This is a genomic window from Roseicyclus persicicus (genome assembly GCF_012395815.1).
Lineage (GTDB): Bacteria > Pseudomonadota > Alphaproteobacteria > Rhodobacterales > Rhodobacteraceae > Roseicyclus > Roseicyclus persicicus.
Window position 1 is genome coordinate 901,275 of the sequence record NZ_JAAZQQ010000001.1, and the last position, 25,391, is coordinate 926,665.

Genomic DNA, 25,391 nt, shown 5'->3' on the forward strand with positions numbered 1-25,391 from the left:
GGGAGAAGGGAAGGGCACATGCCGCTGTCGCTGACGCTCGCGTCGCTCTGGGTGGTCGCCGCCGCCGCCGTGGCGATGCTGCCGATGCGCTGGCAGTGGGGGCCGGGCCTGTTGCTCCTGATCCTTGCCGGGCCGCTCCTCGTGCTGATCGGGCGCGAGGTCGGCTGGCCCTGGGTCGCGGCCGTGCTCCTCGCGATCCTGTCGATGTTCCGCCGGCCGCTTTTCGGCCTTGCCCGCCACCTTCACCGCCGCCTCACGGGGAGTGCCTGACATGCCTGTCGCCCTCACGCTGGTCTGCCTCTGGATCGTCTGCGCCGGTGTCGCGGGGTTGTCGCCCAGCCGCTACCACTGGCCGGCCGCCTGGGTGCTGATCGCCACCGGCATCCCGCTCTTGGGTCTGCTGACCTTCACCATGGGGCCGGTCTGGGGGCTGATCGGGCTGGCGGCGGGGGTGTCGATCCTGCGCTGGCCGATCCTCAAGGCGGGCCAGCGGCTGGCCGGCCTCCTCGCCCCGCCGCAGGAGCGCGAACACCCCGGCGAGTGACCGCCCCCCTGTTCGGGGTGTTGTCCCGCCTGTCGCCGCCGTGCCAGCCTGCCCGTCATGGAAGGTCTCGTCGCCCTCGTCCTCCTCTATGCCGTCCTGACCGGCGTGCACCGGCTGTTCCGGGTCTGGGCTGGCCGCACCGGCCCCGAGGCGCCGGGGGCGGTGGCGATCCTGCTGACCATCGCCCTCATCTTCCTGCCCCTCGTGCTCTTTGCGCCGCAGCCGGTCCGCGTGGCCCCGGACAGCGGCGTCGCGGGGGTGGTCGGGTCGGCCATCGGCGGCGGCATCGGGCGCGCCTTCTCCGGGTTCGTCATGCTGGTCGGCCTCTGCCTCGCGGTGCTGTTCGGCGGGGCGATGGCCTGGGGCATCCGGTCGGGCACCCGGCCGACGCAGGCGCCGCCCGCCCTGCCGCAGGCGCGCCGCCCGCCGCCGCTGGACAGCGATCCGCCCGCGCGCTAGCACCGGGCGCCATGAGCCTGCCCCCCGACATCCCCCTGCGCGGCCGCCTGACCGCCGACCGGCCGCTGGCCGACCTGACCTGGCTGCGCGTGGGCGGCCCGGCCGACTGGCTGGTGCAGCCCGCCGATGCGGAGGACCTCGCCGGTTTCCTCGCCGCGCTCGACCCGGATGTGCCGGTGTTCCCGATGGGCGTGGGGTCGAACCTGATCGTGCGCGATGGCGGCATCGCGGGCGTCGTCATCCGCCTCGGGCGCGGGTTCAACGCCATCACGGTCGCGGGCGACCACGTCACCGCCGGCGCCGCCGCGCTCGACGCCCATGTGGCGATCAGGGCCGCCGAGGCGGGGCGCGACCTGACCTTCCTGCGCACCATCCCCGGCTCCATCGGCGGAGCCCTGCGCATGAACGCGGGCTGCTACGGGTCCTATGTTGCCGACCATTTCGTCTCGGCCCGCGCCGTATTGCGCGACGGGCGGCAGGTGACGCTCGGGGCCGGCGACATCGCCTTTGCGTACCGCCAGACCGACCTGCCCGAGGGCGCGGTGGTGACCGAGGTGACGCTGCGCGCGGAACCCGGCGACCCCGACGCGCTCGCCGCCCGCCTGGCCGAGCAGCTGGCGAAACGCGACGCGACCCAGCCTACCAAGGACCGCAGCGCCGGATCGACCTTCCGCAACCCCGCCGGGTTTTCGTCCACGGGCCGGGCCGACGACACCCACGAGCTGAAGGCGTGGAAGGTGATCGACGACGCCGGGATGCGCGGCGCGCGGCGGGGCGGGGCGCAGATGTCGCAGATGCACTCGAACTTCCTCATCAACGCGGGCGGGGCCACCGCCGCCGATCTGGAGGGCCTCGGCGAGGAGGTCCGAAAAAGGGTTTTCGAGACGCAGGGAATAGAGCTACAATGGGAAATCATGCGCGTCGGGCGACCGGCGCGCGACTGACCCGGATCAACCGGGCGGGCAACACCGGGGACAACGCTCCCCGGCAGCTGACCGGGCAAAAGAACCCGGCGGATTGAGGCACAGGTGGCGGGATCGAGCGGAACATCCCCCCGTGTCGCGGTATTGATGGGCGGCCCCTCGGCGGAGCGCGAGGTGTCGCTGTCGTCGGGCCGTGGCTGCGCTGAGGCGCTCCGGGGCGAAGGCTACGAGGTGGTCGAGGTCGATTGCGGCCCCGACCTGCCCGCGCGGCTGGCCGACCTGCACCCCGATGTCTGCTTCAACGCGCTGCACGGCCGCTGGGGCGAGGACGGCTGCGTGCAGGGCCTGCTCGAATGGCTGCGCATCCCCTACACCCATTCCGGCGTGCTGGCCTCGGCGCTCGCCATGGACAAGACCCGCACCAAGGACACCTACCGCGCCCACGGTCTGCCCGTGGCCGAAAGCGTCATCGTGACCAGGGCCGAGGCGATGGCGGCCCATGTCATGGCGCCGCCCTACGTGGTGAAGCCCAACGCCGAGGGCTCGTCCGTCGGGGTCTACCTGGTGGCCGAGGGCGCCAACGCGCCGCCGCGCCTGTCCGACGCGATGCCGGCGACCGTGATGGTCGAACGCTACGTCGCGGGCCGCGAACTGACCTGTTCGGTGATGGGCGCGGGGCCGCAGGACCGCGGCGCGCTGACCGTGACCGACATCCTGACCGACGGCTGGTACGACTACGACGCGAAATACAAGCCCGGCGGATCCCGCCACGTGGTGCCGGCCGAGCTGCCGAAGCAGATCTTCGACGCCTGCATGGACATGGCCGCGACCGCGCACCGCGCGCTTGGCTGCCGGGGCGTCAGCCGCACCGATTTCCGCTGGGACGAGGGGCGCGGCCTCGACGGGCTGATCCTGCTGGAGACCAACACCCAGCCCGGCATGACGCCCACCTCGCTGACGCCCGAACAGGCCGCGGTCTGCGGCATCCCGTTCGGCGCGCTCTGCCGCTGGCTGGTGGAGGACGCGTCATGCGACCGCTGATCGCCCGCCGCGACACGCCGCCCCTGACCGCGCGCCGCGGGCCCGTGGCGCCGCCGCCCGCGCCGCCCCCGGTGGCCGAGCCCGTGCACCGCGACCCCGCGCCCTCGATCTGGTCCTACCGCGTGCAGCGGCTGTGGCTGACGCCGCTGTTCCGCCGGGTGCTGCGGGTCGGCGTGCCCAGCTTCGCGCTGGTCTTCGGCACCGGGCTCTACTTCTCGGACGAGGGCCACCGCACCGCCATCCTCGACGGGCTGCAGGAGATCCGCCGCGAGATCGAGGCCCGCCCCGAGTTCCGCGTCAACGTGCTGGGCATCGACGGCGCCAGCGACCGCCTGACCGCCGAGATCCGCGGCGCGCTGGCGCTCGACCTGCCGGTGTCGTCCTTCGACCTCGACCTCGAGGCGCTGCGCCAGCGGGTCGAGGCGCTGCCCGCCGTCGCCCGCGCCGACCTGCGCATCCAGTCGGGCGGCTACCTCGCCGTGCGCGTGACCGAGCGGGTGCCGGCGCTGATCTGGCAGACCCGCGAGGGCATCGTGCTGATCGACCGCGAGGGGCATTTCGTCGACGCGCTGGGCGACCGCCAGCTCGAGGCGCCGCTGCCCATGGTGGCGGGCGAGGGCGCCGACCGCGTGGTCGACGAGGCGCTGGCGCTGCACGCCGCCGCCGCGCCGCTGGGCGACCGGCTGCGCGGTTTCGTGCGCATGGGCGAGCGGCGCTGGGATGTCGTGCTGACCGACGACCGCCGCATCCTGCTGCCCGAGCGCGGCGCGGTGCAGGCGCTGGACCGGGCGCTGGCGCTGCAGGATGCGACCGACATTCTCGGCCGGGACGTGCTCAGACTCGACCTGCGCAACCCCGACCGTCTGACCGTGCAACTCACCCCCGCCGCGATCGAGGAGCTGCGCCGGCTCCGCGCGCTGGAACGGGACACCCTGACCGGAGGCACCAGCGGATGAACATCCTGTACCAGTCCCAGCGCGCCATGCGGGCCAAGCGGCAGGACGCGCTGCGCCGGGGCGTGATCGCCGTGCTGGACATCGGCACGCACAAGATCTCCTGCCTCGTGCTCAAGTTCGACCAGACCGACGCCGCCGCGCCCGCCGAGGGCATCGGCGCGATGGCGGGGCAGGCGAATTTCCGCGTCGTGGGCGCGGCGACCACCCGGTCGCGCGGGGTGCGCTTCGGCGAGATCGACAGCTGCCAGGAAACCGAGCGCGCGATCCGCACCGCGGTGCAGGCGGCGCAGAAGATGGCGCAGGTCCGCGTCGACCACGTTATCGTCGCGCTGGCGGGCGCGCGGCCGCGCAGCTACGGGCTCGACGGCGAGGTGACGCTGACCACCGGCACCGTCACCGACCACGATGTCGGCCGGGTGCTGGCGGCCTGCGACCTGCCCGATCTGGGGCAGGGGCGCGAGGTGCTGCACGCCCAGCCGGTGAACTTCTCGCTCGACCACCGCACCGGCCTCAGCGACCCGCGCGGCCATGTCGGCAACCGGCTGATGGTCGACATGCACCTGCTGTCGATCGAGGCCCACGCCATCGAGACGCTGCTGCACTGCGTGAAACGCTGCGACCTGGAACTGGCGGGGCTGGCATCCGCGCCTTACGTCGCCGGCACCTCCAGCCTCGTCGAGGACGAGCAGGAGCTGGGCGCGGCCTGCATCGACATGGGCGGCGGCACCACCAGCCTGTCGATCTTCATCAAGAAGCACATGATCTTCGCCGACACGGTGCGGATGGGCGGCGACCACGTCACCGCCGACATAAGCCAGGGCCTGCAGATCCCCATGGGCCATGCCGAGCGCATCAAGTGCCGCTTCGGCGGCGTCATGGCCACCGGCATGGACGACCGCGAGATCATCGAGCTGACCGGCGAGACCGGCGACTGGCACCACGACCGCCGCACCGCGACGCGGGCCGAGCTGATCGGCGTCATGCGCCCGCGGGTCGAGGAGATCCTCGAGGAGGTCCGCGCCCGCCTGGACGCCGCCGGCTTCGAGCACCTGCCCTCGCAGCGCATCGTCCTGACCGGCGGCGCCAGCCAGATCCCCGGCCTCGACGGGCTGGCCAGCCGCATCCTCGGCAACCAGGTCCGGTTGGGCCGGCCGCTGCGCGTGCAGGGCCTGCCGCAATCGACCTGCGGGCCGGCCTTTTCGGCCTGCGTGGGCCTGGCGCTCTTTGCCGCCTACCCGCAGGACGAGTGGTGGGACTTCGAGACGCCGGCCGACCGGCTGCCCCAGCGCAGCCTGAAGCGGGCCGTCAAATGGTTCCGCGACAACTGGTGACCCCTCGATCTGGTGGCTGACCCCCAGAGCCCGCGGCTTCGGCGGAATCTTGCCCCATATTTCGCGGTTTTCTGGGAATTTCCGCGTGACGATGCGCGTGGAAACGGGTAGCATCATGCAATCTGAGGCAGACATGGCCAGCCGACGGCAAGATCGGGGCCGATCCAGACGACGATCGAAGAACAGGCGGACAGACCCATGACACTGAACCTGATGATGCCGGACAACCAGCCGGACATGAAGCCGCGGATCATCGTCTTCGGCGTCGGCGGCGCCGGGGGCAACGCGGTCAACAACATGATCGACCAGAACCTCGACGGCTGCGAGTTCGTGGTCGCCAACACCGACGCCCAGGCGCTGGCCCAGTCGCGGGCGACCAGCAAGATCCAGATGGGCGCGCGGGTGACCGAGGGGCTCGGCGCGGGCGCACGGCCCGCCGTGGGCGCCTCCGCCGCGGAGGAGTCGATCGAGGACATCGTCGATCATCTCGCCGGGTCGCACATGGCCTTCATCACCGCCGGCATGGGCGGCGGCACCGGCACCGGCGCCGCGCCGATCATCGCGCAGGCCGCGCGGGAACTCGGCGTGCTGACCGTGGGCGTCGTGACCAAGCCCTTCCAGTTCGAGGGCGCCAAGCGGATGCGCCAGGCCGACGAGGGCATCGAGCAGCTGCAGAAGGTGGTCGACACCCTCATCATCATCCCGAACCAGAACCTGTTCCGGCTCGCCAACGAGAAGACGACCTTCACCGAGGCCTTCGCGATGGCCGACGACGTGCTCTACCAGGGCGTCAAGGGCGTGACCGACCTGATGGTCCGGCCCGGCCTCATCAACCTCGACTTCGCCGACGTCCGCGCCGTGATGAACGAGATGGGCAAGGCCATGATGGGCACCGGCGAGGCCGACGGCGACAGCCGCGCCCTGCAGGCCGCCGAGAAGGCCATCGCCAACCCGCTGCTGGACGAGATCAGCCTCAAGGGCGCCCGCGGCGTGCTGATCAACATCACCGGCGGCTACGACCTGACGCTGTTCGAGCTGGACGAGGCCGCCAACCGCATCCGCGAGGAAGTGGACCCCGAGGCCAACATCATCGTCGGCTCGACGCTCGACACCGCGATGGAAGGCCGGATGCGCGTGAGCGTCGTGGCCACCGGCATCGACGTGGCCGAGGCCCGCGCCGAGGCGCCCTCGCGCAGCTACGCCGCCGCCGCCGTCATGCCCAAGCCCGCCGCCGCGCCGCAGCCGGCCCCGGTCGCCGCGGCGCCGGCACCCGTGGCAGCCGCCGCCACCACCGCCTACGATGACGAGGACGACGACGCCGATTTCGGCGCCGGGGCCCAGCCCGCGCCGTCCCTGTTCTCGGGTCTCGGCATCGACGCTGAGGAGGACGGGCTGGCCGAGGACGACGTGCCGCCGCCGGCCTACCGCCCGGCGCCGCGCGCGCCCGAGCCCCGGCTCGACCCCCGCATGCTGGCCGCCTCCGAGCCCGACGTGGGCTACGTCGCGCCCAAGCCCGCCCCCGCCGGCAAGCCGACGCCCGAGGCGCTGGCCCGCCTGCGCGCCGCGATCCAGAAGGACGCGCCCCGCGGCGCCGCCCCGGTCCGCCCCGAGCCGCAGCCCGAGGCCCACGCCAAGTCGCGCTTTGGCATCAACTCGCTGATCAACCGCATGACCGGCCACGCCGAGGAAGCCCCGGGCGAGCGCCGCCAGCCGCAGATGTCCGGCGCCCTGCACCGCACGGCCCCGGCCCAGGCCCCGGCGCCCCACGCGCACGAGGAGGACGGCATCGTCGACCCCGAGCAGGAGCGCATCGAGATCCCCGCCTTCCTGCGCCGCCAGGCGAATTGACGGGTTCACAAATCGGATCGGAGGGCCGGCCTTGCGCCGGCCCTTTTCTTTTTGAAAGCAAGGGGTTGGCCTGTCGAATCGACCAGATAGGCAAAACATTGCCGATCCGTCCCCGCTTTGTTGCAATGAGTCATAAAGGTTGAATTGTGGCCTCGACCGCGCCCCGGTATCCCCTCAGTCAGCGGATAAGCGGCCCGATCCAGATGGCCTCCACCGCGACGCGCGCAGCAAGATACGTCCCGCGCGCAGAGGGTCGAAGGGACGTTCGGAGAGCTTCATGCAGGCAACGCTCAGGCATTCTGTCGGCTTCTCGGGTGTGGGGCTCCACTCCGGGCGGCTGGTGCGGATGGTCGTCCATCCGCAGGCCGCGAACATGGGGCTGTGGTTCGCCCGCAGCGACAGGCCCGACGCCGCCCTGATCCCCGCCCGCTACGACGCCGTGCCGATGAGCCGCCTCTGCACCAAGCTGGTGGGCGACGACGGCGCCGAGATCTCGACGGTCGAGCACCTGATGGCCGCCTTCGCGGGCTGCGGCATCCACAACGCGCTGGTCGAGGTGGACGGCCCCGAGCTGCCGATCCTCGACGGCTCCGCCGCGCCCTTCGTGCGCGCCTTCCTCGCCGCCGGCATCCAGCGCCAGTCCGCGCCGATCCACGCCATCGAGGTGCTGCGCGAGGTCACCGTGACCGAGGGCGACGCGCGCGCCACCCTGTCGCCGGCCGACGGGCTGGTGATGGATTTCACGATCGAGTTCGAGGACGCCGCGATCGGCCGCCAGCAGCGCGTGGCGAACCTCGCCAACGGGCGCTTCGTGCGCGAGTTCTGCGACAGCCGCACCTTCTGCCGCAAGGCGGACGTCGACGCGATGCACGCCGCCGGCCTCGCGCTGGGCGGCACCTACGAGAACGCGGTGGTGGTCGACGGCGACCGGGTGCTCAGCCCCGGCGGCCTGCGCCACGCCGACGAGGCGGTGCGCCACAAGATGCTGGACGCGCTGGGCGATCTGGCTCTGGCGGGGGCGCCGATCCTCGGGCGTTACACCGGCGTCCGCGCGGGTCACATGCTGACCAACCAGCTTCTGCGCCGGCTCTTTGCGACGCCTGGCGCGTGGCGGGTGGTCGAGTGCAGCGCGGGCCAGGCCGCGCGCCTGCCGGGCATGGGCGTGACCGGCGCCGATCTGGCCCACGTGGCGTGATCCGTGGGCGGCGCGCCGCAGCCGCCGGCAAAGACCCATTTCAGGCGTTTTGCCCCCAGAAAGAATATGCTAGGACCGCAACCAGACGGTTCGGTTCAGCCGCAACCGCGCGGGTAACGACAGGGTTTTCGAGAATGCAGCGGAGCGGGGACGGCAGGATCCGGAAACTGGGCCTCGGCACGGGGCTCTGTCTGGTGATGGCGCTCTCGGCCTGCGGCGGGGGCGGGGGCCTGTTCGGCGGCGGCGGCGGCGGTCTGTTCGCAAGCCGGTCGAGCGCGGTGCCGCTCGAAGAGCTTGACGCCGCGACGATCTTCCAGCAGGCCGAGGCCGAGCTCGAGGCCGGCAATCCCGACGACGCCGCGGCGCTGTTCGTCGAGGTCGAGCGCCTGCATCCCTATTCGGAATGGGCCAGCCGGGCGCTGATCATGGCCGCCTTCGCCTACCACGACGACGAGGATTACGAGAACGCCCGCATCGCGGCGCAGCGCTACCTCGACTTCTACCCGGCCGAGGAGGACGCCGCCTACGCGCAGTACCTGCTGGCACTCAGCTACTACGACCAGATCGACCAGGTCGGCCGCGACCAGGGCATCACCTTCCAGGCGCTGCAGGCGCTGCGCGAGGTGATCGAGCGCTACCCCGACAGCGAATACGCCCAGGACGCGATCCTGCGTTTCGACCTCGCCTTCGACCATCTCGCCGGCAAGGAGATGGAGATCGGCCGCTACTACCTGCGCCGCGAGCACTACACCGCCGCCATCAACCGCTTCCGCGTGGTGGTCGAGCAGTTCCAGACCACGAGCCACACGCCCGAGGCGCTGCTGCGGCTGGTCGAGGCCTATCTCGCGCTGGGGCTGACCGACGAGGCGCAGACCGCAGGCGCCATCCTCGGCTACAACTTCCAGTCCTCGCCGTTCTACGACGACGCCTTCCGGCAGCTGACCGGCCAGAACCTCGCGCCCGAGGCGCAGGGCGAGGGCTGGCTGCGCGACGTCTGGCGCCAGACCGTGCGGGGCGAGTGGCTCTGATCCATGGCGCGCCCTTGACGGGGCGCGGGGGGTAGGGGACACCGGGCGGCGATGCTGCGTCACCTCGACATCCGCGACATGCTGATCATCGACCGGCTGGAGCTTGCCTTCCAGCCGGGCCTCAACGTGCTGACCGGCGAGACCGGGGCCGGCAAGTCGATCCTGCTCGACGCGCTGGGCTTCGTGCTGGGCTGGCGCGGGCGGGCGGACCTGGTGCGCAGTGGCGCCGAGCAGGGCGAGGTGGTGGCCGAGTTCCAGCTGGCGCCGGGGCATCCGGCGCTGGGCGTGCTCGAGGAGGCCGGCCTGCCGGCCGAGGAGACGCTGATCCTGCGCCGGGTGAACACGCCCGAGGGGCGCAAGACCGCCTGGGTCAACGACCGCCGCGCCAGCGGCGAGGTGCTGCGCGCCCTGTCCGACGTGCTGGTGGAGCTGCACGGCCAGCAGGACGACCGGGGGCTCCTCGATCCCCGCCAGCACCGGGCGATGCTGGATGGCCATGGCGCGCTCGGGGATCTCGTCGCCGCGACCCGCGGCGCCTGGGCCGAGCAGCGCCGGGCCGACAAGGCGCTGCAGGCCGCCGAGGCGCGGCTGGCCGAGATGCGCGCCGAGGAGGAGTTCCTGCGCCACGCGGTCGCCGAGCTCGACGCGCTCGACCCGCAGCCCGGCGAGGAGGAGACACTGGACGCCCGCCGCCGCCTGATGCAGGCCGCCGAGCGGATGCGCGCCGATGTCGCCCGGGCGCTGGCGGCCCTGGGGCTCGAGGGCGCCGAGGGGGCCATGGGCGACGCCCGGCGCTGGCTCGAGGGCGTGTCGGACCGCGCCGAGGGCGGGCTCGACGCGGCCCTTTCGGCGCTGGAGCGCGCGCTGGTGGAGCTGACCGAGGCGCAGGCAGGCGTCGAGCGCTTCGCCGAGGCGCTGGAGTTCAACCCCGCCGAGCTGGAGGAGACCGAGGACCGGCTCTTCACGCTGCGGGCGCTGGCACGCAAGCATGGGGTGGCGCCCGACGATCTGGCGGGGCTCGCCGACGGGCTGCGGGAGAAGCTGGCCGCGCTCGACGGCGGGGCAGGAGAGATCGCGGGGCTCGCCGCCGCCGCGGACCGCGCGGCCCGCGCCTATGCCGAGGCCGCCGCCCGCCTGACCGCCGCGCGGGCCGAGGCCGCGGTGCGGCTCGACGCGGCGATGGCGGCCGAGCTGGGGCCGCTGCGAATGGAGCGCGCCGTCTTCACCACCGAGATCGCGCCCGCGCCGCCCGGCCCCGACGGGGTGGATGCGGTGACCTTCACCGTCGCCACCAACCCCGGCGCGCCGGCGGGGCCGCTGAACCGCATCGCCTCGGGCGGCGAGCTGTCGCGCTTCCTGCTGGCGCTCAAGGTCTGCCTGACGGCCGACGACAGCGGCCTGACGATGATCTTCGACGAGATCGACCGCGGCGTGGGCGGCGCGACCGCCGACGCGGTGGGCCGGCGGCTCAAGGCGCTGGCCGACGGCGGGCAGGTGCTGGTCGTCACGCATTCGCCGCAGGTGGCCGCCCTCGGCGCGCATCACTGGCGCGTCGCCAAGGAGGTGGCGGGCGAGGTGACCCGCAGCCGCGTGGTGCCGCTGGACCCAACTGCCCGCGTCGACGAGGTCGCGCGGATGCTGGCCGGCGACACCGTGACCGAGGCGGCACGGGAGGCGGCGCGCGCGCTGCTCGGCACCGCGCGCTGAGGGGCAGGCGCTGGGGGCTCCGCCCCCAGACCCCCGGAGTATTTCGGAAGCAAAGATGGGGCAGGGGCCTTCGGTCCGGGTCCGGGGCAGCCCGGCGAGGTGTCACGAAACCCTTCACCGCCTGACGCAATGCCGGAAGGATCGTGAAGCCATCCGGGCTTTTCACTGGTCGGCCCGTGCCTTACACCTGACCCACCCCGGGGCGGGCCCACATGCCCGGCGGGGCGCTCGGTGAAAGGACAGGCAGGTGGCCGCGACGGGGCGTGCTGTGGTGAGGGACCGGCTGGCCGCCGGCGCGCAGGTGGTTCGCCGCGGCTGGATGGTGCTGCGTCAGAAGGGGCCGACCCAGGTCCAGTTCTGGCTGATCGCGCTCCTGATCGGCATCGCCGCGGGCTTTGCCGCGCTCCTGTTCCGAAAGGGCATCAGCTGGCTGCAGGAGACGCTCTACGGGGTCGAGGACGTGCGGCTGATGCACAGCTTCGCCGAAAGCCTGCCCTGGTACCTGATACTGCTGATCCCGGTGGCGGGCGGCCTGGTGGTCGGCCTGCTGCTGCACTGGTTCACGCCGGATGGCCGGGTGCGCTCGGTCGCCGACGTGATCGAGGGCGCGGCGCTGGCCGACGGGCGGGTCGAGCAGAAGGCGGGCCTCGCCTCGGCGCTGGCGTCGATGATCACGCTGGGCTCGGGCGGGTCGTCGGGCCGGGAGGGGCCGGTGGTGCACCTGGCCGCCGTGATCTCCAGCCGCGTGTCGGACTGGATCAAGGCCGACGGCATCACCGCGCGCGACCTGCTGGGCTGCGCGGTCGCCGCCGCCGTCTCGGCCAGCTTCAACGCGCCGATCGCGGGCGCCCTTTTCGCGCTCGAGGTGGTGCTGCGCCACTTCGCCGTCCACGCCTTCGCGCCCATCGTCATCGCCAGCGCCGCGGGCACGGTCATCAACCGGCTCGAGTTCGGCGGCGTGACCGAGTTCACCCTCGGCGGGGACGGCGCGCTGCAGTTCTACGTCGAGCTGCCGGCCTTCCTGATCCTCGGGCTTCTGTGCGGCCTCGTCGCGGTCGCCTTCATGCGCGCGACCTTCTGGGCCGAGGACGTCGCCACCGCCGCGCAGCGGGCGACCGGGCTGCCGCGCTGGCTCCGGCCGGCGGTGGCCGGGCTGATCCTCGGGGCCATCGCGATCCCCTTTCCGCACATCATCGGCGTCGGCTACGAGACCACCTCGGCGGCGCTGACGGGCGAGCTGTTGCTGCACGAGGCGATCATCTTCACCGTCCTCAAGGTCGCCGCCGCGGCCATCACCATCGGCGGGCGGATGGGCGGGGGCGTGTTCTCGCCGTCGCTGATGATCGGGGCGCTGACCGGCCTCGCCTTCGGGATCGTGGCGACCTCGATCTTCCCCGACCAGTCGGGCGAGGGCACGCTCTACGCGCTGGCCGGCATGGGCGCGGTGGCCGCCGCCGTGCTGGGCGCGCCGATCTCGACCACGCTGATCGTGTTCGAGCTGACCGGCGACTGGCAGACGGGGCTGGCGGTGATGGTGGCGGTGTCGATGTCGACGGCGCTGTCGACGCGGCTGGTGCACCGGTCCTTCTTCCTGACCCAGCTGGAGCGGCGCAACATCCACCTCGCCGCCGGGCCGCAGGCCTACCTGCTCGCCATGTTCCGCGTCGGCAAGGTGATGCGCCCGATGGACCAGGAGAACGCCGCCCCGCAGGAGCAGCTCCTGACGCTGATCGAGCAGGGCATCTTCACCGACACCAACGCCACGCTGGAGCGCGCCCTGCCGATTTTCGAGCGCACCGGGCTAGACTTCATCCCGGTGGTGCAGCTGGCCCCGGGCGACGGGCCGCCGGCGCTGGAGGGGGCGCTGTTCCACGTCGACGCGCTCAAGGCGTACAACCGGGCGCTCGCCGCCACCGCCGCCGAGGAACACAGCTGACGCGCTTGACCGGGGCCGGGCGCGGGCGCAGCCTCGGGCCATGCCGGTCCGTCGCCTCCTGAGTCTGTGCCTGTCCCTCGCGCTCGCGGCCGGCCCGGCCGCGGGCGACACCGCGGTTGCGACCCTGCGGGCGGCGCTGGCCGCGATGCCGCGGGGCGCCGTCGCGGCCCCGCCCGGCACACCGCTGCAGGTCGAGTTCGGCGAGCCTGCGCGGATGGGCCCGGTCCTCGACGTGCATCTCGCCCACGGCGGCACGCTCGACCTGCCGCAGGTGGGGGTCGCCCTCGGCCGGGCGCTGCCGGCTGAGATGCGCAACTACGTCGAGGTGCTGACCGGCGACGGCCTCGCCGCCGCGACCGGCCTGACGCCCGGCGACATCGGGTCGATCCTGTCCGTCAGCGCCCCGCCCGAGCGGCTGGTGATGGCCTGGATCGCGCCGGGCGCGGCCGGCCGCATGGTCGCCGCCCTGGAGGCGACGGGCCACGCGGTGGACCCGCGCGGGCCGGTCACCGTGCTCAGCCGTGGCGCCGATTTCGCGGTCGACTTCGCCCTGCGCGACCCGGCCAACCCTTTCGGCGGCAGCCTCGGCCAGTCCTCGCGCTTTGCCGTGGCCGAGGGCGTCATGGCCTGGGCCCCGGCCACGCCGCTGCTCGCGCCGGTGCTGGCGGGGCAGGGGCCGAGCCTCGCCGACCACCCCGGGCTGCAGGCGCTGCTGGCGGGCGTCGACGCCGCGGCGGTGGGGGCGGGGGGCCTTGTCTACGCCTTGGCGCTGGTCGATGGCCCGTCGCCCGACCTGCTGGTCGCCGACCTCGTGACCGGGGACACGGAGACCGGCCTCCTTGCCCTCGCGGCCCCCGACACGGCGGCGGCCGAGGCGATGGCCACGCTGATCCGGCGGAACTGGGCGGGCCGCGCCAGCCCCGCCGCCGGCCGCCCTTTTGCCGATCTGATGCCGGGCGAGATCACGGTCACCGCCCACCCCGGCACGCCCGCCGCCGTCACGCTGCGCCGGACCCTGCCGCGCGGCGCTGACGACCCGCTATGGCGCAACGCGGCCGCCGACGGGGTCCTGCGGCTGGTGATGACACGGGACCTCGACGCGCTGCTGGCGCCCTGAGGCGTCAGAGCTGCTCGACCGTCACCCGGTCGGTGTAGAACGCGATGTGGCCTTTGATCGCGGCCACGCCCTCCTTGGGGTCCTCGTAGGACCAGGCGGCGTCGGGTATGTCGCCCGCAGCGCTCGACACCGTGTAGTAGCTCGCCGTGCCCTTCCACGGGCATTTGGTGGAGCTGGCGGTCTTTTCCAGGAACGCCATGCCGATGTCGGCGCGGGGGAAGTAGATCACCGGCGGGTAGTCGCCCTCGGTCAGCTCCAGCGCGTTGGCGCTTTCGGCCAGCACGGCGCCGCCGGCGCGCACCACCCATTTGCCGGGCGCCTTGCGGATCCTGATGTGGTCGGCCATGGCGGGTCCCTCCGTTCTCCGTCGTGCCACTTCTACGTCCCCGCCATCCCCGATGCCAAGGGCATGTGACAGGGGGATGTCAGATCGCCGCGCAGGCCGCCTGCAGCCAGGTCCGGGTGTCGGCGTCGACCAGCGGCCCGATCTTGCCCAGCACCTCGGCGTGGTAGGCGTTCAGCCAGTCCCGCTCCCAGGGCGCCAGCATCGCGGGCACCACCAGCCGCCGGTCGATCGGCGCCCAGGTCAGCGTCTCGAAGCCCAGCATCGCCCGGTGCGCGTCGCCGCCCGCCACCGGGGGCGCCTCGACCACGACGACCAGGTTCTCGATGCGGATCCCGAAGTCCCCCTCGCGGTAGTAGCCGGGCTCGTTCGACAGGATCATCCCCGGCTCCAGCGGCAGGGTCGAGATCCGCGCGATCCGCTGCGGCCCCTCGTGCACGCCGAGGTAGACGCCGACGCCATGCCCCGTCCCGTGGTCGTAGTCCCGCCCCGCGGCCCAGAGCGGCGCGCGCGCCAGCGCGTCCAGGTGCCCCCCCGCGACGCCCTTCGGGAACCGCGCCCGGTGGATCGCGATCATGCCCTGCAGGACCTGCGTGAAGGCCTCGCGCGCCACCTGCGCCACGCCGTCCCCCACCGGCAGGGTGCGGGTGATGTCGGTGGTCCCGTCCTCGTACTGCGCGCCCGAGTCGATCAGGAACAGCTGCCCGGGCCGGACGGGGGCGTTGGTCTCCCGCGTCACCCGGTAATGCACGATGGCGCCGTTCGCGCCGGCGCCCGCGATGGTGTCGAAGCTGATCTCCTTCAGCACGCCGGTCTCCCGGCGGAAGCCTTCCAGCGCCTCCACCACGTCGATCTCGGTCAGCTGCCCCTTCGGCGCCTCCCGGTCGAACCAGGCCAGGAAGCGCGCCACCGCCGCCCCGTCGCGCAGATGCGCCGCGGTCGTCGCGGCGATCTCGGCCGGGTGCTTGCGCGCCTTGGGCATCAGGCAGGGGTCGGTGCCCTCGACCACCTCCGCCGCCCCTTCCTCCAGCAGCGCCTTCGCCGCCGCCGGCGCGGAACTCCCGTCGACCCGCACCCGGCCCGTCTCGGCGGCCAGCACGGTCGCCAGCGTCGCGGGGTCGCGCAGGGTCACGCCGTCGGGCAGGTCCACGCCCGCCAGCTTCTCCGCCGCAACGAACAGGTCCAGCGCGCCAGACCGCCTGAGGATCCCCATCGCCTGCATCAGCGGCGTGTGCGCCACGTCGGCGCCGCGCAGGTTCAACAGCCAGCACAGGCTGTCGGGCTGGGTGATCAGCGCCGCATCCTCTCCCGCCTCGGCCAGCGTGCCGGCGACCAGCGCCAGCTTCTCCGCCGCGCTCCGCCCCGCATGCGCCACCGGCCAGGCCCGGGCCGGCGCCATCGGCGGCCCCGGGCGATCCGCCCAGACCGCGTCGACCAGGTTGGCCATGGGCCGCAGCGCGATCTGCCGGCGGCCCAGCGCCGCCTCCAGCCGCGCCACCTCGGCCGCCGTGTGCAGCCAGGGGTCGTAGCCCACCACGCCGCCCTTCGGCAGCTGCTCGATCAGCCAGTCCTCCAGCTTGGTCTCCGGCCAAGCCACCGGCGTGTAGACCGACAGGTCCGCCTGCGCCTTCACCTGCACCCGGTAGCGCCCGTCGATGAAGACCCCCGCGATGTCCGACAGAACCGCCGCGAAGCCCGCCGAGCCGGTGAAGCCCGTCAGCCAGGCCAGCCGCTCGTCGCAGGGCGCGACGTATTCCCCCTGGAACCGGTCCGCCCGCGGCACGAGGAACCCGTCGACCCCGGCCTTCGCCATCTCCGCCCGGAGTGCTGCCAGCCGCGGCGCCCCGTCCCCGGGCCGCGTCTTCGCCTCGAAACTCTGGAACACCGGCCCCTCCTTCATCTTTCCCCAAATACGCCCTTCGGGAGCGACGCAGTTGCAGGGCGCGTCGTCCATCAGGCGCCGCGGAAAACGCCCCGCGTTTTCCGCCCCGGTCGCCGCGCCAGCGGCGAAACCCCTCCGGTCGCGTCTGCGGCGACCCGTTCAGCCCGCCCGCTTCATCCCCATGACGCGCGCCCGCGCCCGCGGGTCGCTGTCGAACAGGCTCGCCAGCTGCTCGGTGATCGCGCCCGCCAGCTGCTCGGCATCGGTGATCGTCACCGCGCGCTGGTAGTAGCGCGTCACGTCATGGCCGATCCCGATGGCCAGCAGCTCCACCGCGCGGCGCCGCTCCACCATGGCGATTACGTCGCGCAGGTGCTTTTCCAGGTAATTCGCCGGGTTCACGCTCAGCGTGCTGTCATCCACCGGCGCCCCGTCCGAGATCACCATCAGGATCTTGCGCGCCTCGGGCCGCACCAGCATCCGGCGATGCGCCCATTCCAGCGCCTCGCCGTCGATGTTCTCCTTCAGGAGCCCTTCCTTCATCATCAGGCCCAGGTTGTCCCGCACCCGCCGCCACGGCGCATCGGCGCTCTTGTAGACGATGTGGCGCAGGTCGTTCAGCCGCCCGGGCTGCTGCGGCCGGCCCTGGGCCAGCCACTCCTCGCGCGCCTTGCCGCCCTTCCAGGCCCGGGTGGTGAAACCCAGGATCTCCACCTTCACCGCGCAGCGCTCCAGCGTGCGCGCCAGCACATCGGCGCAGATCGCCGCGATCGAAATGGGCCGCCCGCGCATCGATCCCGAGTTGTCCAGCAGCAGCGTCACCACCGTGTCGCGGAACTCGGTGTCCTTCTCCACCTTGAAGGACAGCGGCGTCGTCGGGTTCGCCACCACCCGCGCCAGCCGCCCGGCGTCGAGGATGCCTTCCTCCCGGTCAAACTCCCAGCTGCGGTTCTGCTGCGCCTGCAAGCGCCGCTGCAGCTTGTTGGCCAGCCGCGACACGGCGCCCTTCAGGGGCTCCAGCTGCTGGTCGAGATAGGCGCGCAGGCGCTCCAGCTCCTGCGCCTCGGCCAGCTCCTCGGCGGCGATCTCCTCGTCATGGGCGGTGGTGAACACCTTGTAGCCCGGGTCGGCCTCGGAATGGGGCGCGGGCGGCGGCGGCTCCAGCGGGGCCTCGCCGTCGGGCAGCTCCTGCTCCTCGGCCTCCTCCATGTCGCCCTGGTCGTCCATCTGGACCTGCGCCTGGGACTGGTCCTGCTGCTGGTCCTGGCTGCGCTCGGGGTTGGCCTCGGCGTCCTCTTCCTGGCTGTCGTCCTGGCCGGTGGAATCGGGCTGGTCCTCCTGCTCCTCGCTGGCCTCGTCCTCGCCCTCGTCGTCCATCTCGTCGGGGTCGTCGCCCAGCTGGTCGCCGTAGCCCAGGTCGTCGATCATCCGCCGGGCAAAGCGGGCAAAGGCCGCCTGGTCGGCCAGCACGCCGCCCAGATCCTCCAGCGTGCCGCCCGCGCGGTCCTCGATGAAGCCGCGCCACAGTTCCATCACGTTCGCCGCCTCGGGCGGCAGCGGCCGGCCCGTGGCGAGGTGCCGGATCAGGTAGCCCGCCGCGACCGACAGGGGCGCGTCGGCGGCGTTGCGGATCTCGCCATAGCCCTTGCGGCGGGCCTCGTGGCCGATCTTGGCGTCGATGTTGCCGGCGGTGCCGGGCATGGCGCGGGCGCCCACCGCCTCGCAGCGGGCGGTCTCCATCGCCTCCATCAGGTCGCGCGCCATGGCGCCGGGCGGCGCGTAGCGGGCGGCGGTGCCGGTGTCGTGGTAGCGGTGGCGCAGCGCCAGCGCGTCGGCGGTGCCGCGCGCGAGCAGCACCTCGTCCCGCGTCATCCGGCGGCTGACCTGCGGCAGGCGCAGGGTCTCGCCCGACAGGCCGGGCGGGTCGACGGTGTAGGTCACCGCGAGCTCGGGGTCGTCGGCGAGGACGCGGGTCGCCTCGGCCAGTGCCTTCTTGAAGGGATCGGCCGGGTTGTCGGTGGGGTGCTTTGCCATGGGGCGGAATGTGGCGCGAACCCCGGGGGAGGGCAAGGGGCCACGGGCGGGGTCCACGCCCTTGCAAGGGCGTGGGGAGAGCCTTGCAAGGCTCTGGCCAGTTTCTTGCAAGAAACTGGCGCCGCCCTCAGTCCGTCGCCGCGAACAGGGCCTCCGCCGCCGCCGTGCAGGGGGCGGGGACCAGCGCGTCGTGGGTCCAGTCGGCGGCGGCGATGCGCAGCGGCTCCATCCGCCCCTCGGCGGCGTGGACGGCCTGCGCCGCGCCGGTCGCGTCGGGCACGCTGGCCTCGGCCACGAAGGCGCCGGACAGCAGGTTCACGTCGCAGCGGGCGCTGCCGCCACGGGCGCGGTCGTAGCTGTCCCAGGTGAAGCCCGCCACCACGAAGCGCCCCTCGCGCCAGGCCAGCGTCAGCGTCTGCATCCACGGGAACCGCCCGATGCCCGTCTGTTCCGAGCGCAGCAGGAGCGACCCGTTCTCGGCCTGCGCCAGCGACGGCGCCATGCCCCACATCGCCCCGTTGAAGGCGATGCCGCGCGCCACCAGCAGGGGCGCGGCCGCGGGGTCGCTGCGCCGGTCGGTCAGCACGATCAGGTCGGCCAGGTCCGGCTCGGTCCCGGAGGCGAGCAGGATCGCCTGTTCGCAGCCGGTGTGGTCGGCCGCCAGATCGAGGCAGGCGCTCTCGATCAGCCGGGGCAGGGTCGCGGCCTCGGGCGTGGCCAGGTCCTGCGCCGCGGCGGGCAGGGCCAGCAGCAGCGGCGCGAGGGCCCGGATCACGCGACGAACCAGTCGGGCTCGGCGTTGCCGCCGCACAGGAGCACGCAGACCCGCTCGCCCGGTTCGGGCACATAGGCGCCCGAGGTCAGCGCCGCGACCGCCACCGCGCTGCCGGGCTCGCCCACCAGCCGCGTGCCTTCCCAAAGCCGCCGGGCCGCCTCGAAGACCGCCGCGTCGGGCAGGACGATGGCCGCGTCGACATGTTCGCGGATCACCTCGTAGGACATCACCCCGAGTCGCGGGCCACCCAGCGAGCTGGCGGCGATCCCCGTCGCCTGAACGCTGATGTCGGGCCCCTCGCGCAGGCTGCGCTCCAGCGTGTTCGTCCCCTCGGTCTCGACCGACACCACCTTGACCCGGTCGCGGAACCACGCCGCGACCCCGCCGATCAGCCCGCCGCCGCCCGTGGAGACAAGGATCGTGTCAAGCCCGCCCATCTGCGCCTCGATCTCGCGGGCCACGGTCCCTTGCCCCGCCAGCGTCGGAAAGGTGTCATACGGGTGCACCGACAGGGCGCCGGTGCGCGCGGCGTGGGCGGCATAGGCCGCCATGCAGTCCTCCACCGCGCCCTCGGTCAGGATCACCTCGCCGCCGAACATCCGCATCCGGCGGAGCTTCTCCTCCTTGGCGATGGCCTTGGGCACGAAGATCACAGACCGGTGCCCCAGCTCGGTGGCCGCATAGGCGACCGCCGCGCCGTGGTTGCCGCCCGAGGCGGCGACGACGCCCGCTTCGGGCACGCCCTTGGACAGCATCGTGTTGAAGGCGCCGCGCACCTTGAAGGAGCCGGTCACCTGCGTGTGCTCCAGCTTCAGCGTGACGGGGTGGGGCAGGCCGAGTGCTTTGCCCTCCACCTGCAGGATGGGCGTGTGCCGGACGCGGCCCGCGATCAGGGCGGCGGCGGCGGCGATGTCGTCGGGGGTGGGGTATGTCATGGCGCGGACGATGGACCGGTCGCGCGGCGCGGTCAATCGGCGGCTCAGCTGCGCTGGGGCGCCGGCGCGGGGTCGGGCAGCACCACCAGCGCCGCGCAGCCGAGGATGTAGCGCCGCGCCGTGTCCGCGGCCCAGCCCGCGCCGCCGAAGCTGCCCGCCGACAGGAGCTGCCGGTGCGCCGCCCGCGCCGAGACGCGCCGGGCGCGGGTCTCGGCCGTGCCGCCGGGCTCCATCAGGTCCAGCACCGCGGTGACGGCGTCGAGCATCGCCTCGGTCTCGGCGGCGGCGGGGTCCGAGAGGAGCCATTCATGCTCCATCTGCGCCACCAGCCGCCCGGCACACTCGGCGAAGAGGGGGAGGGGCTGACCGCCCGCATCGGCCCGCGCCGGGGCCGGGGTCAGAAGGAGACAGCCGAGAAGGGCCGTCAAACCTGTTTTCAAACCGCCCATGAAACAAGCGAACAGGCAAAATTATCGCCTGTCAATTGTGCAGTATGAAAACTTTGCGAAGGCCGCCGAGCTGTGGCCCTGTCACCCCAGCGCCGCGCACCAGTTGACGCGCGGCCCGCCCGTGTAGGGCACGGCCAGCCCCTCGGCGATCAGCGTCGCGCCCACGTCGCGCCCGTCGAGGCGGAGGCCCACCAGCCGGCGCCCGTAGCGGTCGAGGTCGCCCAGGCGCGCCTCGACCGTCGCGGCCTGCCGCACCAGCGCGCGCAACCGGTCCGTCGCGGCGCGGGCGGCGGCGGCCTCGGCGGCGCAGCGGGGCTCGTGGGATTCGGGCGTGTCGAAGCCGGTCAGCCGGGCGCGGAACCGGCCCGCGCCGGGGCAGGTCATGTCGACCGTGTCGCCATCGACCACGTGCACCACGCGGCAGGCGGGCGCAGCCGAGGCAACGGGCCCCGGGGCGGCGTCGCGGCAGGCGGTTACAAGGACGGCCGCGGCGCAGATCAGCGCGGCGCGGAACAGGGCAGGGGCAAGCGGCATGGGCCGGAGATGGCGCAAGGGCCGCCCGGCGTCGAGGGGGAAAATTAACCTTTGGTTAACCTGTCCGGGCGGGTGGCCCGGTCAGCCGCTGACGATCGAGATGCAGTCGGCGCTGTCGGCGGCGTAGAGCGGGTCGGCGTCGAGGTTGGGCGTGGCGCGCATGTGCGCCTCGTAGAAGCCCGTCCACTGCACCAGCCCGTCGGTCACCTGCGCCTCGGCAGTGGGCCGGTCGAGCCCGCCCTCCTCCAGCGTCGCGACCGTGGTGACGACAAGGAGCGCGACGAAGTTCGAGGTCCGGGTGCGCAGATCCTCGGGCAGATCATCGCCAAAGGCCGCCAGCCCGCCCGCAAAGAACCCCGCGCAGCGCATCCCGATGTAGGCGGGCGGCTCGCCCGCCGCGACGGCGTCGCGCAAGGTGGGGGTGTCCTGTGCCGCGGCGGCGGCGGGGATCAGCGCGAGGAGGGCGGCACCCGCAAGCCTGCGGGCGCTCATCCGAGGCTCATCGAGGCGGCGCTTTCCGGCAGCTCCTCGTCGAAGCAGCGCTGGTAGAACTCGGCCACCGTCTGCCGCTCCAGCTCGTCGCACTTGTTGAGGAAGGACAGCCGGAAGGCATAGCCCACGTTGCGGAAGATCTCGGCGTTCTGTGCCCAGGTGATGACCGTCCGGGGCGACATCACGGTCGACAGCTCGCCGTTCATGAAGGCCGTCCGGGTCAGGTCGGCGACCGTCACCATCTGGCTGACGGTGCGGCGCCCCTTGTCGGTGTTGTAGTGCGGCGCCTTGGCCAGCACGATCGCGGTCTCCGCATCGTGCGACAGGTAGTTCAGCGTGGCGACCAGCGACCAGCGGTCCATCTGCGCCTGGTTGATCTGCTGGACCCCGTGGTAGAGGCCCGTGGTGTCGCCCAGGCCCACCGTGTTGGCGGTGGCGAAGAGGCGGAAATACTTGTGCGGCGTGATGATCTCGTTCTGGTCGAGCAGCGTCAGCTTGCCGTCATGCTCCAGCACGCGCTGGATCACGAACATCACGTCGGCGCGGCCGGCGTCGTATTCGTCGAACACGATGGCGACCGGGTTGCGCAGCGCCCAGGGCAGGATGCCCTCGTGGAACTCGGTCACCTGCTTGCCGTCGCGCAGCTTGATCGCGTCCTTGCCGATCAGGTCGATCCGGCTGATGTGGCTGTCGAGGTTGACGCGCACGGCGGGCCAGTTCAGGCGGGCGGCGACCTGTTCGATGTGGGTCGACTTGCCGGTGCCGTGGTAGCCCTGGATCATGACCCGGCGGTTGTAGCCGAAGCCCGCCAGGATCGCGAGCGTGGTGTCGGGGTCGAACTTGTAGGTGCTGTCCAGCTCCGGCACGCGGTCGGAACGGTCGGCGAAGGCCTTGACCTTCATGTCGCTGTCGATGCCGAACACCTCGCGGACCGAGATCTCCTCGGTCGGTTTCGCGTCCAAGCTCAAGCTGCCGTCTGCCATCGGGTCCTCGGGGTGTTCTGTACGTGCGTCGGATTGCGTGCCGGGATGCAACATATCGCGGGGGGCCGCAAGGGGAAGGCCGAAAAAGCCGGGCTGGCCAAGCCCGCGCCGGCAGGGCAGGATGGCCCGCGCGACAGGGCAGAAGATACGGGCGGATGACGGACAGGAGCGACCTGGAACAGCTGATCGCGCGCATCGCGATGCGCGACCGCGCGGCGTTCTCGGCGCTCTATGCCGCGACCTCGGCGAAACTATTCGGCATCTGCCTGCGTGTCTTGCGGGACAGGGCGAAGGCCGAGGACGCGCTGCAGGAGGTCTACGTGAAGATCTGGCACCGCGCCGACCGCTACCGCGTGACGGGACACAGCCCGATGACCTGGCTGATCACGGTCGCACGCAACCACGCCATCGACCGGCTGCGCGCCGAGGGGCCGCCGACGGCCGACCTGGACCAGCTGGCGCCGCTGGCCGCACCCGGGCCCTCGCCCGAGGCCAGCGCCATCGCCGCCTCCGAGGCGCGGCGCATCGGCGCCTGCCTGGGCGAACTGCCCGCCGACCGCGCCGACGCGGTGCGGGGCGCCTACCTGGAGGGGCGCAGCTATGCCGAGCTGGCCGAGCGCTACGGCGTGCCGCTCAACACGATGAAGACCTGGCTGCGCCGCAGCCTGCTGAGCCTGAAGGAGTGCCTGTCGCGATGACCGACCGGCCCGAGGACCAGATGCCCGACGAGATCGAGGCGCTCGCCGCGGAATACGCGCTGGGCCTGCTGGACGCGTCCGAGCGCGCCGCGGTCGAGGCCCGGCTGCGCGCCGAGCCGGCGCTGGCCCGCGCGGTCGCCGACTGGCAGGCGCGCTTTGCCGCGATGGCCGAGGCCGAGGTCGCGCCCGTGACCCCGCCCGCGCGGCTGCAGGCGGCGGTCGAGGCGCGGCTGTTCGGGCCCGCGCCCGCGCGGCTCTGGGACAGGGTGGCGGTCTGGCGCGGCCTGTCGGCGCTGTCGACGGCGGTCGCCGCGGTGGCGGTCGGCGTGGCGATCCTGCCCGACAGCCGGCCCCCGGCGCTGGTGCCGACCCCGGGGCAGGTGCCCGACCTCGACAGCGGCGCGAACCCGCCCGGCACGATCCTGCTCACGCATCTTGTGCCGATCGAGGGGTCGGGCCTGGGCCTTGCGGCCACCCGCGACCCCGACGGACGGCTGCAGCTGCGCCGCGTCGCGGGCGGGCCGACGCCGGGCCGGGCGCAGCAGGCGTGGCTGATCCCCGGCGCGGGCGCCGCGCCGATCCCGCTGGGCCTTCTGGGCGACGAGCCCCTCACGGTGTTCGAGCCGGCGCCCGAGGTTTCCGCGCTGTTCGGCGCGGGCGCGCTCGTCGCCATCTCCGACGAGCCGCCGGGCGGCTCGCCCACCGGCCAGCCCACCGGCGCGATCCTGGCGCTCGGGACCCTCGTCGCGCTCTGAGCCGGGCCGCGTCCGCGCGCCGCTCACGCAGCCGTGATCGCACCCTCTGAAACCTCCGCGCGGCCGCCTCCGTGGCTTCGGCATCGTCCCCCGAGACACGGGGGCGCAAGCCAGACCGACAGATGGAGGACCCCATGTCGAAACTGACCCTGACCACCGCCGCCACCGCCGTCCTGATCGCCGGCGCCGCGCTGGCGCAATCCGTGCCCATGGTGGGCGGCGCCCCGATGTTCCCGCAGCGCAACATCGTCGAGAACGCCGTGAACTCGGCCGACCACACCACGCTGGTCGCCGCCGTGCAGGCCGCGGGCCTGGTCGAGACGCTGATGGGCGAGGGCCCCTTCACCGTGTTCGCCCCCGTGAACGACGCCTTTGCCGCCCTGCCGCAGGACCAGGTCGCCCGGGTGCTGGAGCCCCGCAACCGCGACCGCCTGACCGAGATCCTGACCTGCCACGTGATCGCGGGCGAGGCGTTCTCGTCCGACCTCGCCGGCATGATCCGCGGCGCCGGCGGCAGCTACAGCTTCGAGACCGTGGGCGGCTGCACCTTCACCGCCACCATGCGCGGCAGCCGCATCATGATCGAGGACGAGCAGGGCCGCATGGCCACCGTGACCCAGGCCGACGTCGACCAGTCGAACGGCGTCATCCACGTGATCGACGCGGTGCTCCTGCCCGACGCGATGTGATCCCCTTTGCCGGGCGGCCCGCGGGTCGCCCGGCGACGATCCGGCCCACCCCCGTCCCCCTTTGGCTCGGGCGGGGGAGGGCCGCGGCCGGCGGAAGCGCCCCTCATCCAGAGGGGGGCGTGCGGGGCGTTCACTCCGCCCCCGGCGTGACAGCCGCCCAAATGCCCCCGGGCAAGCCCCGCCCCACGGGGTGCTGTCACGCCGACCGCCGGCCCTTTTTTTTCCCTGTCCCACAGCCCCCGGAGGTTCCGATGCTCCCGACCCGACGCCATGTCCTGACCGCGGGGCTGGCTGCCCTGATCCTGCCCCGCGTCGCCGCGGCGGCCATCGCCGAAGGGCCCTTTGCGGTCACCCGCAGCGCGGCCGAGTGGCGCGCGATGCTGACGCCCACCGAATACGCCGTGATGCGCGAGGGTGAGACCGAGCGCGCGGGCTCCAGCCCGTTGAACGCCGAGACGCGGCCGGGCGTCTACCACTGCCGGGGCTGCGACCAGGCGCTCTACGATGCGGCGGCGAAATACGACAGCGGCACCGGCTGGCCCAGCTTCTTCGACGTGCGGCCGGGCGCGATCGGGACGATGCAGGACCGCAGCTTCTTCATCACCCGCACCGAATGCCATTGCAGCCGCTGCGGCAGCCACCTCGGCCACATCTTCGACGACGGGCCGCAGCCCACCGGGCTCCGGCACTGCCTGAACGGCGTCGCGCTGGTGTTCCGCCCGGCGTGACCCGGGCGG

Annotated in this window: 27 protein-coding genes; 18 read left to right on the forward strand and 9 right to left on the reverse strand. The window is 73.0% G+C overall.

What is annotated here, in order from left to right; all coding sequences use genetic code 11:
• Window positions 1–18: 18 nt before the first annotated feature.
• From HCU73_RS04585 to HCU73_RS04645, 13 genes are all read left to right on the forward strand, one after another.
• On the forward strand, window positions 19–270 hold the full coding sequence (locus HCU73_RS04585; protein ID WP_168622199.1) for a DUF2484 family protein: 252 nt from the start codon (window positions 19–21) through the stop codon (window positions 268–270).
• 1 nt (window position 271) lies between these two features.
• The gene (locus tag HCU73_RS04590; RefSeq protein WP_168622200.1) at window positions 272–544 is read left to right on the forward strand and encodes a DUF2484 family protein; all 273 of its coding nucleotides are present in this window, start codon (window positions 272–274) and stop codon (window positions 542–544) included.
• 57 nt (window positions 545–601) lie between these two features.
• On the forward strand, window positions 602–1,003 hold the full coding sequence (locus HCU73_RS04595) for a hypothetical protein (RefSeq protein ID WP_168622201.1): 402 nt from the start codon (window positions 602–604) through the stop codon (window positions 1,001–1,003).
• 11 nt (window positions 1,004–1,014) lie between these two features.
• Window positions 1,015–1,947: a UDP-N-acetylmuramate dehydrogenase gene (gene murB / locus HCU73_RS04600; RefSeq protein ID WP_168622202.1), complete on the forward strand. Its 933-nt coding sequence runs from the start codon at window positions 1,015–1,017 to the stop codon at window positions 1,945–1,947.
• An 84-nt stretch (window positions 1,948–2,031) separates the two neighbouring features.
• Window positions 2,032–2,967, forward strand: coding sequence for a D-alanine--D-alanine ligase (locus HCU73_RS04605; RefSeq protein WP_168622203.1), 936 nt, complete (start codon window positions 2,032–2,034; stop codon window positions 2,965–2,967).
• On the forward strand, window positions 2,955–3,923 hold the full coding sequence (locus HCU73_RS04610; RefSeq protein ID WP_168622204.1) for a cell division protein FtsQ/DivIB: 969 nt from the start codon (window positions 2,955–2,957) through the stop codon (window positions 3,921–3,923). The genes HCU73_RS04605 and HCU73_RS04610 overlap by 13 nt, the downstream gene beginning before the upstream one ends.
• Window positions 3,920–5,254 (forward strand): cell division protein FtsA, encoded by a 1,335-nt coding sequence (gene ftsA, locus HCU73_RS04615; RefSeq protein ID WP_168622205.1) that lies wholly within the window; start codon window positions 3,920–3,922, stop codon window positions 5,252–5,254. The genes HCU73_RS04610 and ftsA overlap by 4 nt, the downstream gene beginning before the upstream one ends.
• Window positions 5,255–5,452: 198 nt before the next feature.
• Window positions 5,453–7,102, forward strand: coding sequence for a cell division protein FtsZ (ftsZ, locus tag HCU73_RS04620; protein WP_168622206.1), 1,650 nt, complete (start codon window positions 5,453–5,455; stop codon window positions 7,100–7,102).
• Window positions 7,103–7,379: 277 nt separating this feature from the next.
• Entirely contained in the window at window positions 7,380–8,297 is a 918-nt protein-coding gene (lpxC, locus tag HCU73_RS04625; RefSeq protein WP_168622207.1) for a UDP-3-O-acyl-N-acetylglucosamine deacetylase, read from the forward strand.
• Between the two features lie 134 nt (window positions 8,298–8,431).
• Complete coding sequence (locus tag HCU73_RS04630; RefSeq protein WP_168622208.1) at window positions 8,432–9,325, forward strand: outer membrane protein assembly factor BamD; 894 nt, start codon at window positions 8,432–8,434, stop codon at window positions 9,323–9,325.
• A 51-nt stretch (window positions 9,326–9,376) separates the two neighbouring features.
• Window positions 9,377–11,032: a DNA repair protein RecN gene (gene recN, locus HCU73_RS04635; protein WP_168622209.1), complete on the forward strand. Its 1,656-nt coding sequence runs from the start codon at window positions 9,377–9,379 to the stop codon at window positions 11,030–11,032.
• A 319-nt stretch (window positions 11,033–11,351) separates the two neighbouring features.
• Window positions 11,352–12,968, forward strand: coding sequence for a chloride channel protein (locus tag HCU73_RS04640; RefSeq protein ID WP_168622374.1), 1,617 nt, complete (start codon window positions 11,352–11,354; stop codon window positions 12,966–12,968).
• A 40-nt stretch (window positions 12,969–13,008) separates the two neighbouring features.
• Complete coding sequence (locus HCU73_RS04645; RefSeq protein ID WP_168622210.1) at window positions 13,009–14,085, forward strand: hypothetical protein; 1,077 nt, start codon at window positions 13,009–13,011, stop codon at window positions 14,083–14,085.
• A 4-nt stretch (window positions 14,086–14,089) separates the two neighbouring features.
• Here the strand turns inward: HCU73_RS04645 and HCU73_RS04650 are convergent, their stop codons facing one another.
• From HCU73_RS04650 to HCU73_RS04675, 6 genes are all read right to left on the reverse strand, one after another.
• Window positions 14,090–14,431: a DUF427 domain-containing protein gene (locus HCU73_RS04650; RefSeq protein ID WP_168622211.1), complete on the reverse strand. Its 342-nt coding sequence runs from the start codon at window positions 14,429–14,431 to the stop codon at window positions 14,090–14,092.
• A 79-nt stretch (window positions 14,432–14,510) separates the two neighbouring features.
• Window positions 14,511–16,313, reverse strand: a complete 1,803-nt coding sequence (locus HCU73_RS04655) for a M24 family metallopeptidase (RefSeq protein WP_168622212.1) — start codon at window positions 16,311–16,313, stop codon at window positions 14,511–14,513.
• Window positions 16,314–16,469: 156 nt separating this feature from the next.
• Entirely contained in the window at window positions 16,470–18,344 is a 1,875-nt protein-coding gene (gene cobT / locus HCU73_RS04660; protein ID WP_168622213.1) for a cobaltochelatase subunit CobT, read from the reverse strand.
• 127 nt (window positions 18,345–18,471) lie between these two features.
• Window positions 18,472–19,119: a hypothetical protein gene (locus HCU73_RS04665; RefSeq protein WP_168622214.1), complete on the reverse strand. Its 648-nt coding sequence runs from the start codon at window positions 19,117–19,119 to the stop codon at window positions 18,472–18,474.
• Window positions 19,116–20,054: a threonine/serine dehydratase gene (locus HCU73_RS04670; protein ID WP_168622215.1), complete on the reverse strand. Its 939-nt coding sequence runs from the start codon at window positions 20,052–20,054 to the stop codon at window positions 19,116–19,118. The genes HCU73_RS04665 and HCU73_RS04670 overlap by 4 nt, the downstream gene beginning before the upstream one ends.
• Before the next feature lie 44 nt (window positions 20,055–20,098).
• Window positions 20,099–20,371, reverse strand: coding sequence for a hypothetical protein (locus tag HCU73_RS04675; RefSeq protein WP_210730470.1), 273 nt, complete (start codon window positions 20,369–20,371; stop codon window positions 20,099–20,101).
• On the opposite strand from HCU73_RS04675, the gene HCU73_RS18605 reads away from it, so the two are divergent.
• On the forward strand, window positions 20,363–20,551 hold the full coding sequence (locus tag HCU73_RS18605; protein WP_210730471.1) for a hypothetical protein: 189 nt from the start codon (window positions 20,363–20,365) through the stop codon (window positions 20,549–20,551). The genes HCU73_RS04675 and HCU73_RS18605 overlap by 9 nt on opposite strands.
• Before the next feature lie 33 nt (window positions 20,552–20,584).
• On the opposite strand, the gene HCU73_RS04680 is transcribed toward HCU73_RS18605, so the two are convergent.
• The 3 genes from HCU73_RS04680 to cobS form a co-directional block, all read right to left on the reverse strand.
• Window positions 20,585–21,037, reverse strand: coding sequence for a thermonuclease family protein (locus HCU73_RS04680; RefSeq protein ID WP_210730472.1), 453 nt, complete (start codon window positions 21,035–21,037; stop codon window positions 20,585–20,587).
• An 81-nt stretch (window positions 21,038–21,118) separates the two neighbouring features.
• Window positions 21,119–21,529 carry a hypothetical protein gene (locus HCU73_RS04685; RefSeq protein ID WP_168622217.1) on the reverse strand — a complete coding sequence of 137 codons (411 nt, stop codon included), beginning with the start codon at window positions 21,527–21,529 and terminating at the stop codon, window positions 21,119–21,121.
• A complete protein-coding gene (gene cobS, locus HCU73_RS04690) occupies window positions 21,526–22,512 on the reverse strand; it encodes a cobaltochelatase subunit CobS (protein WP_168622218.1) in 987 nt (328 codons plus the stop codon). The genes HCU73_RS04685 and cobS overlap by 4 nt, the downstream gene beginning before the upstream one ends.
• A 155-nt stretch (window positions 22,513–22,667) precedes the next feature.
• On the opposite strand from cobS, the gene HCU73_RS04695 reads away from it, so the two are divergent.
• The 4 genes from HCU73_RS04695 to msrB all read left to right on the forward strand — a co-directional run bounded on the left by HCU73_RS04695 (window position 22,668) and on the right by msrB (window position 25,382).
• On the forward strand, window positions 22,668–23,210 hold the full coding sequence (locus HCU73_RS04695) for a sigma-70 family RNA polymerase sigma factor (protein ID WP_168622219.1): 543 nt from the start codon (window positions 22,668–22,670) through the stop codon (window positions 23,208–23,210).
• Complete coding sequence (locus HCU73_RS04700; protein WP_168622220.1) at window positions 23,207–23,965, forward strand: anti-sigma factor; 759 nt, start codon at window positions 23,207–23,209, stop codon at window positions 23,963–23,965. Before HCU73_RS04695 ends, HCU73_RS04700 begins: the two co-directional genes overlap by 4 nt.
• 134 nt (window positions 23,966–24,099) lie before the next feature.
• Window positions 24,100–24,654 carry a fasciclin domain-containing protein gene (locus HCU73_RS04705; protein ID WP_168622221.1) on the forward strand — a complete coding sequence of 185 codons (555 nt, stop codon included), beginning with the start codon at window positions 24,100–24,102 and terminating at the stop codon, window positions 24,652–24,654.
• Window positions 24,655–24,905: 251 nt separating this feature from the next.
• Window positions 24,906–25,382: a peptide-methionine (R)-S-oxide reductase MsrB gene (gene msrB / locus HCU73_RS04710; protein WP_210730473.1), complete on the forward strand. Its 477-nt coding sequence runs from the start codon at window positions 24,906–24,908 to the stop codon at window positions 25,380–25,382.
• Window positions 25,383–25,391: the final 9 nt, after the last annotated feature.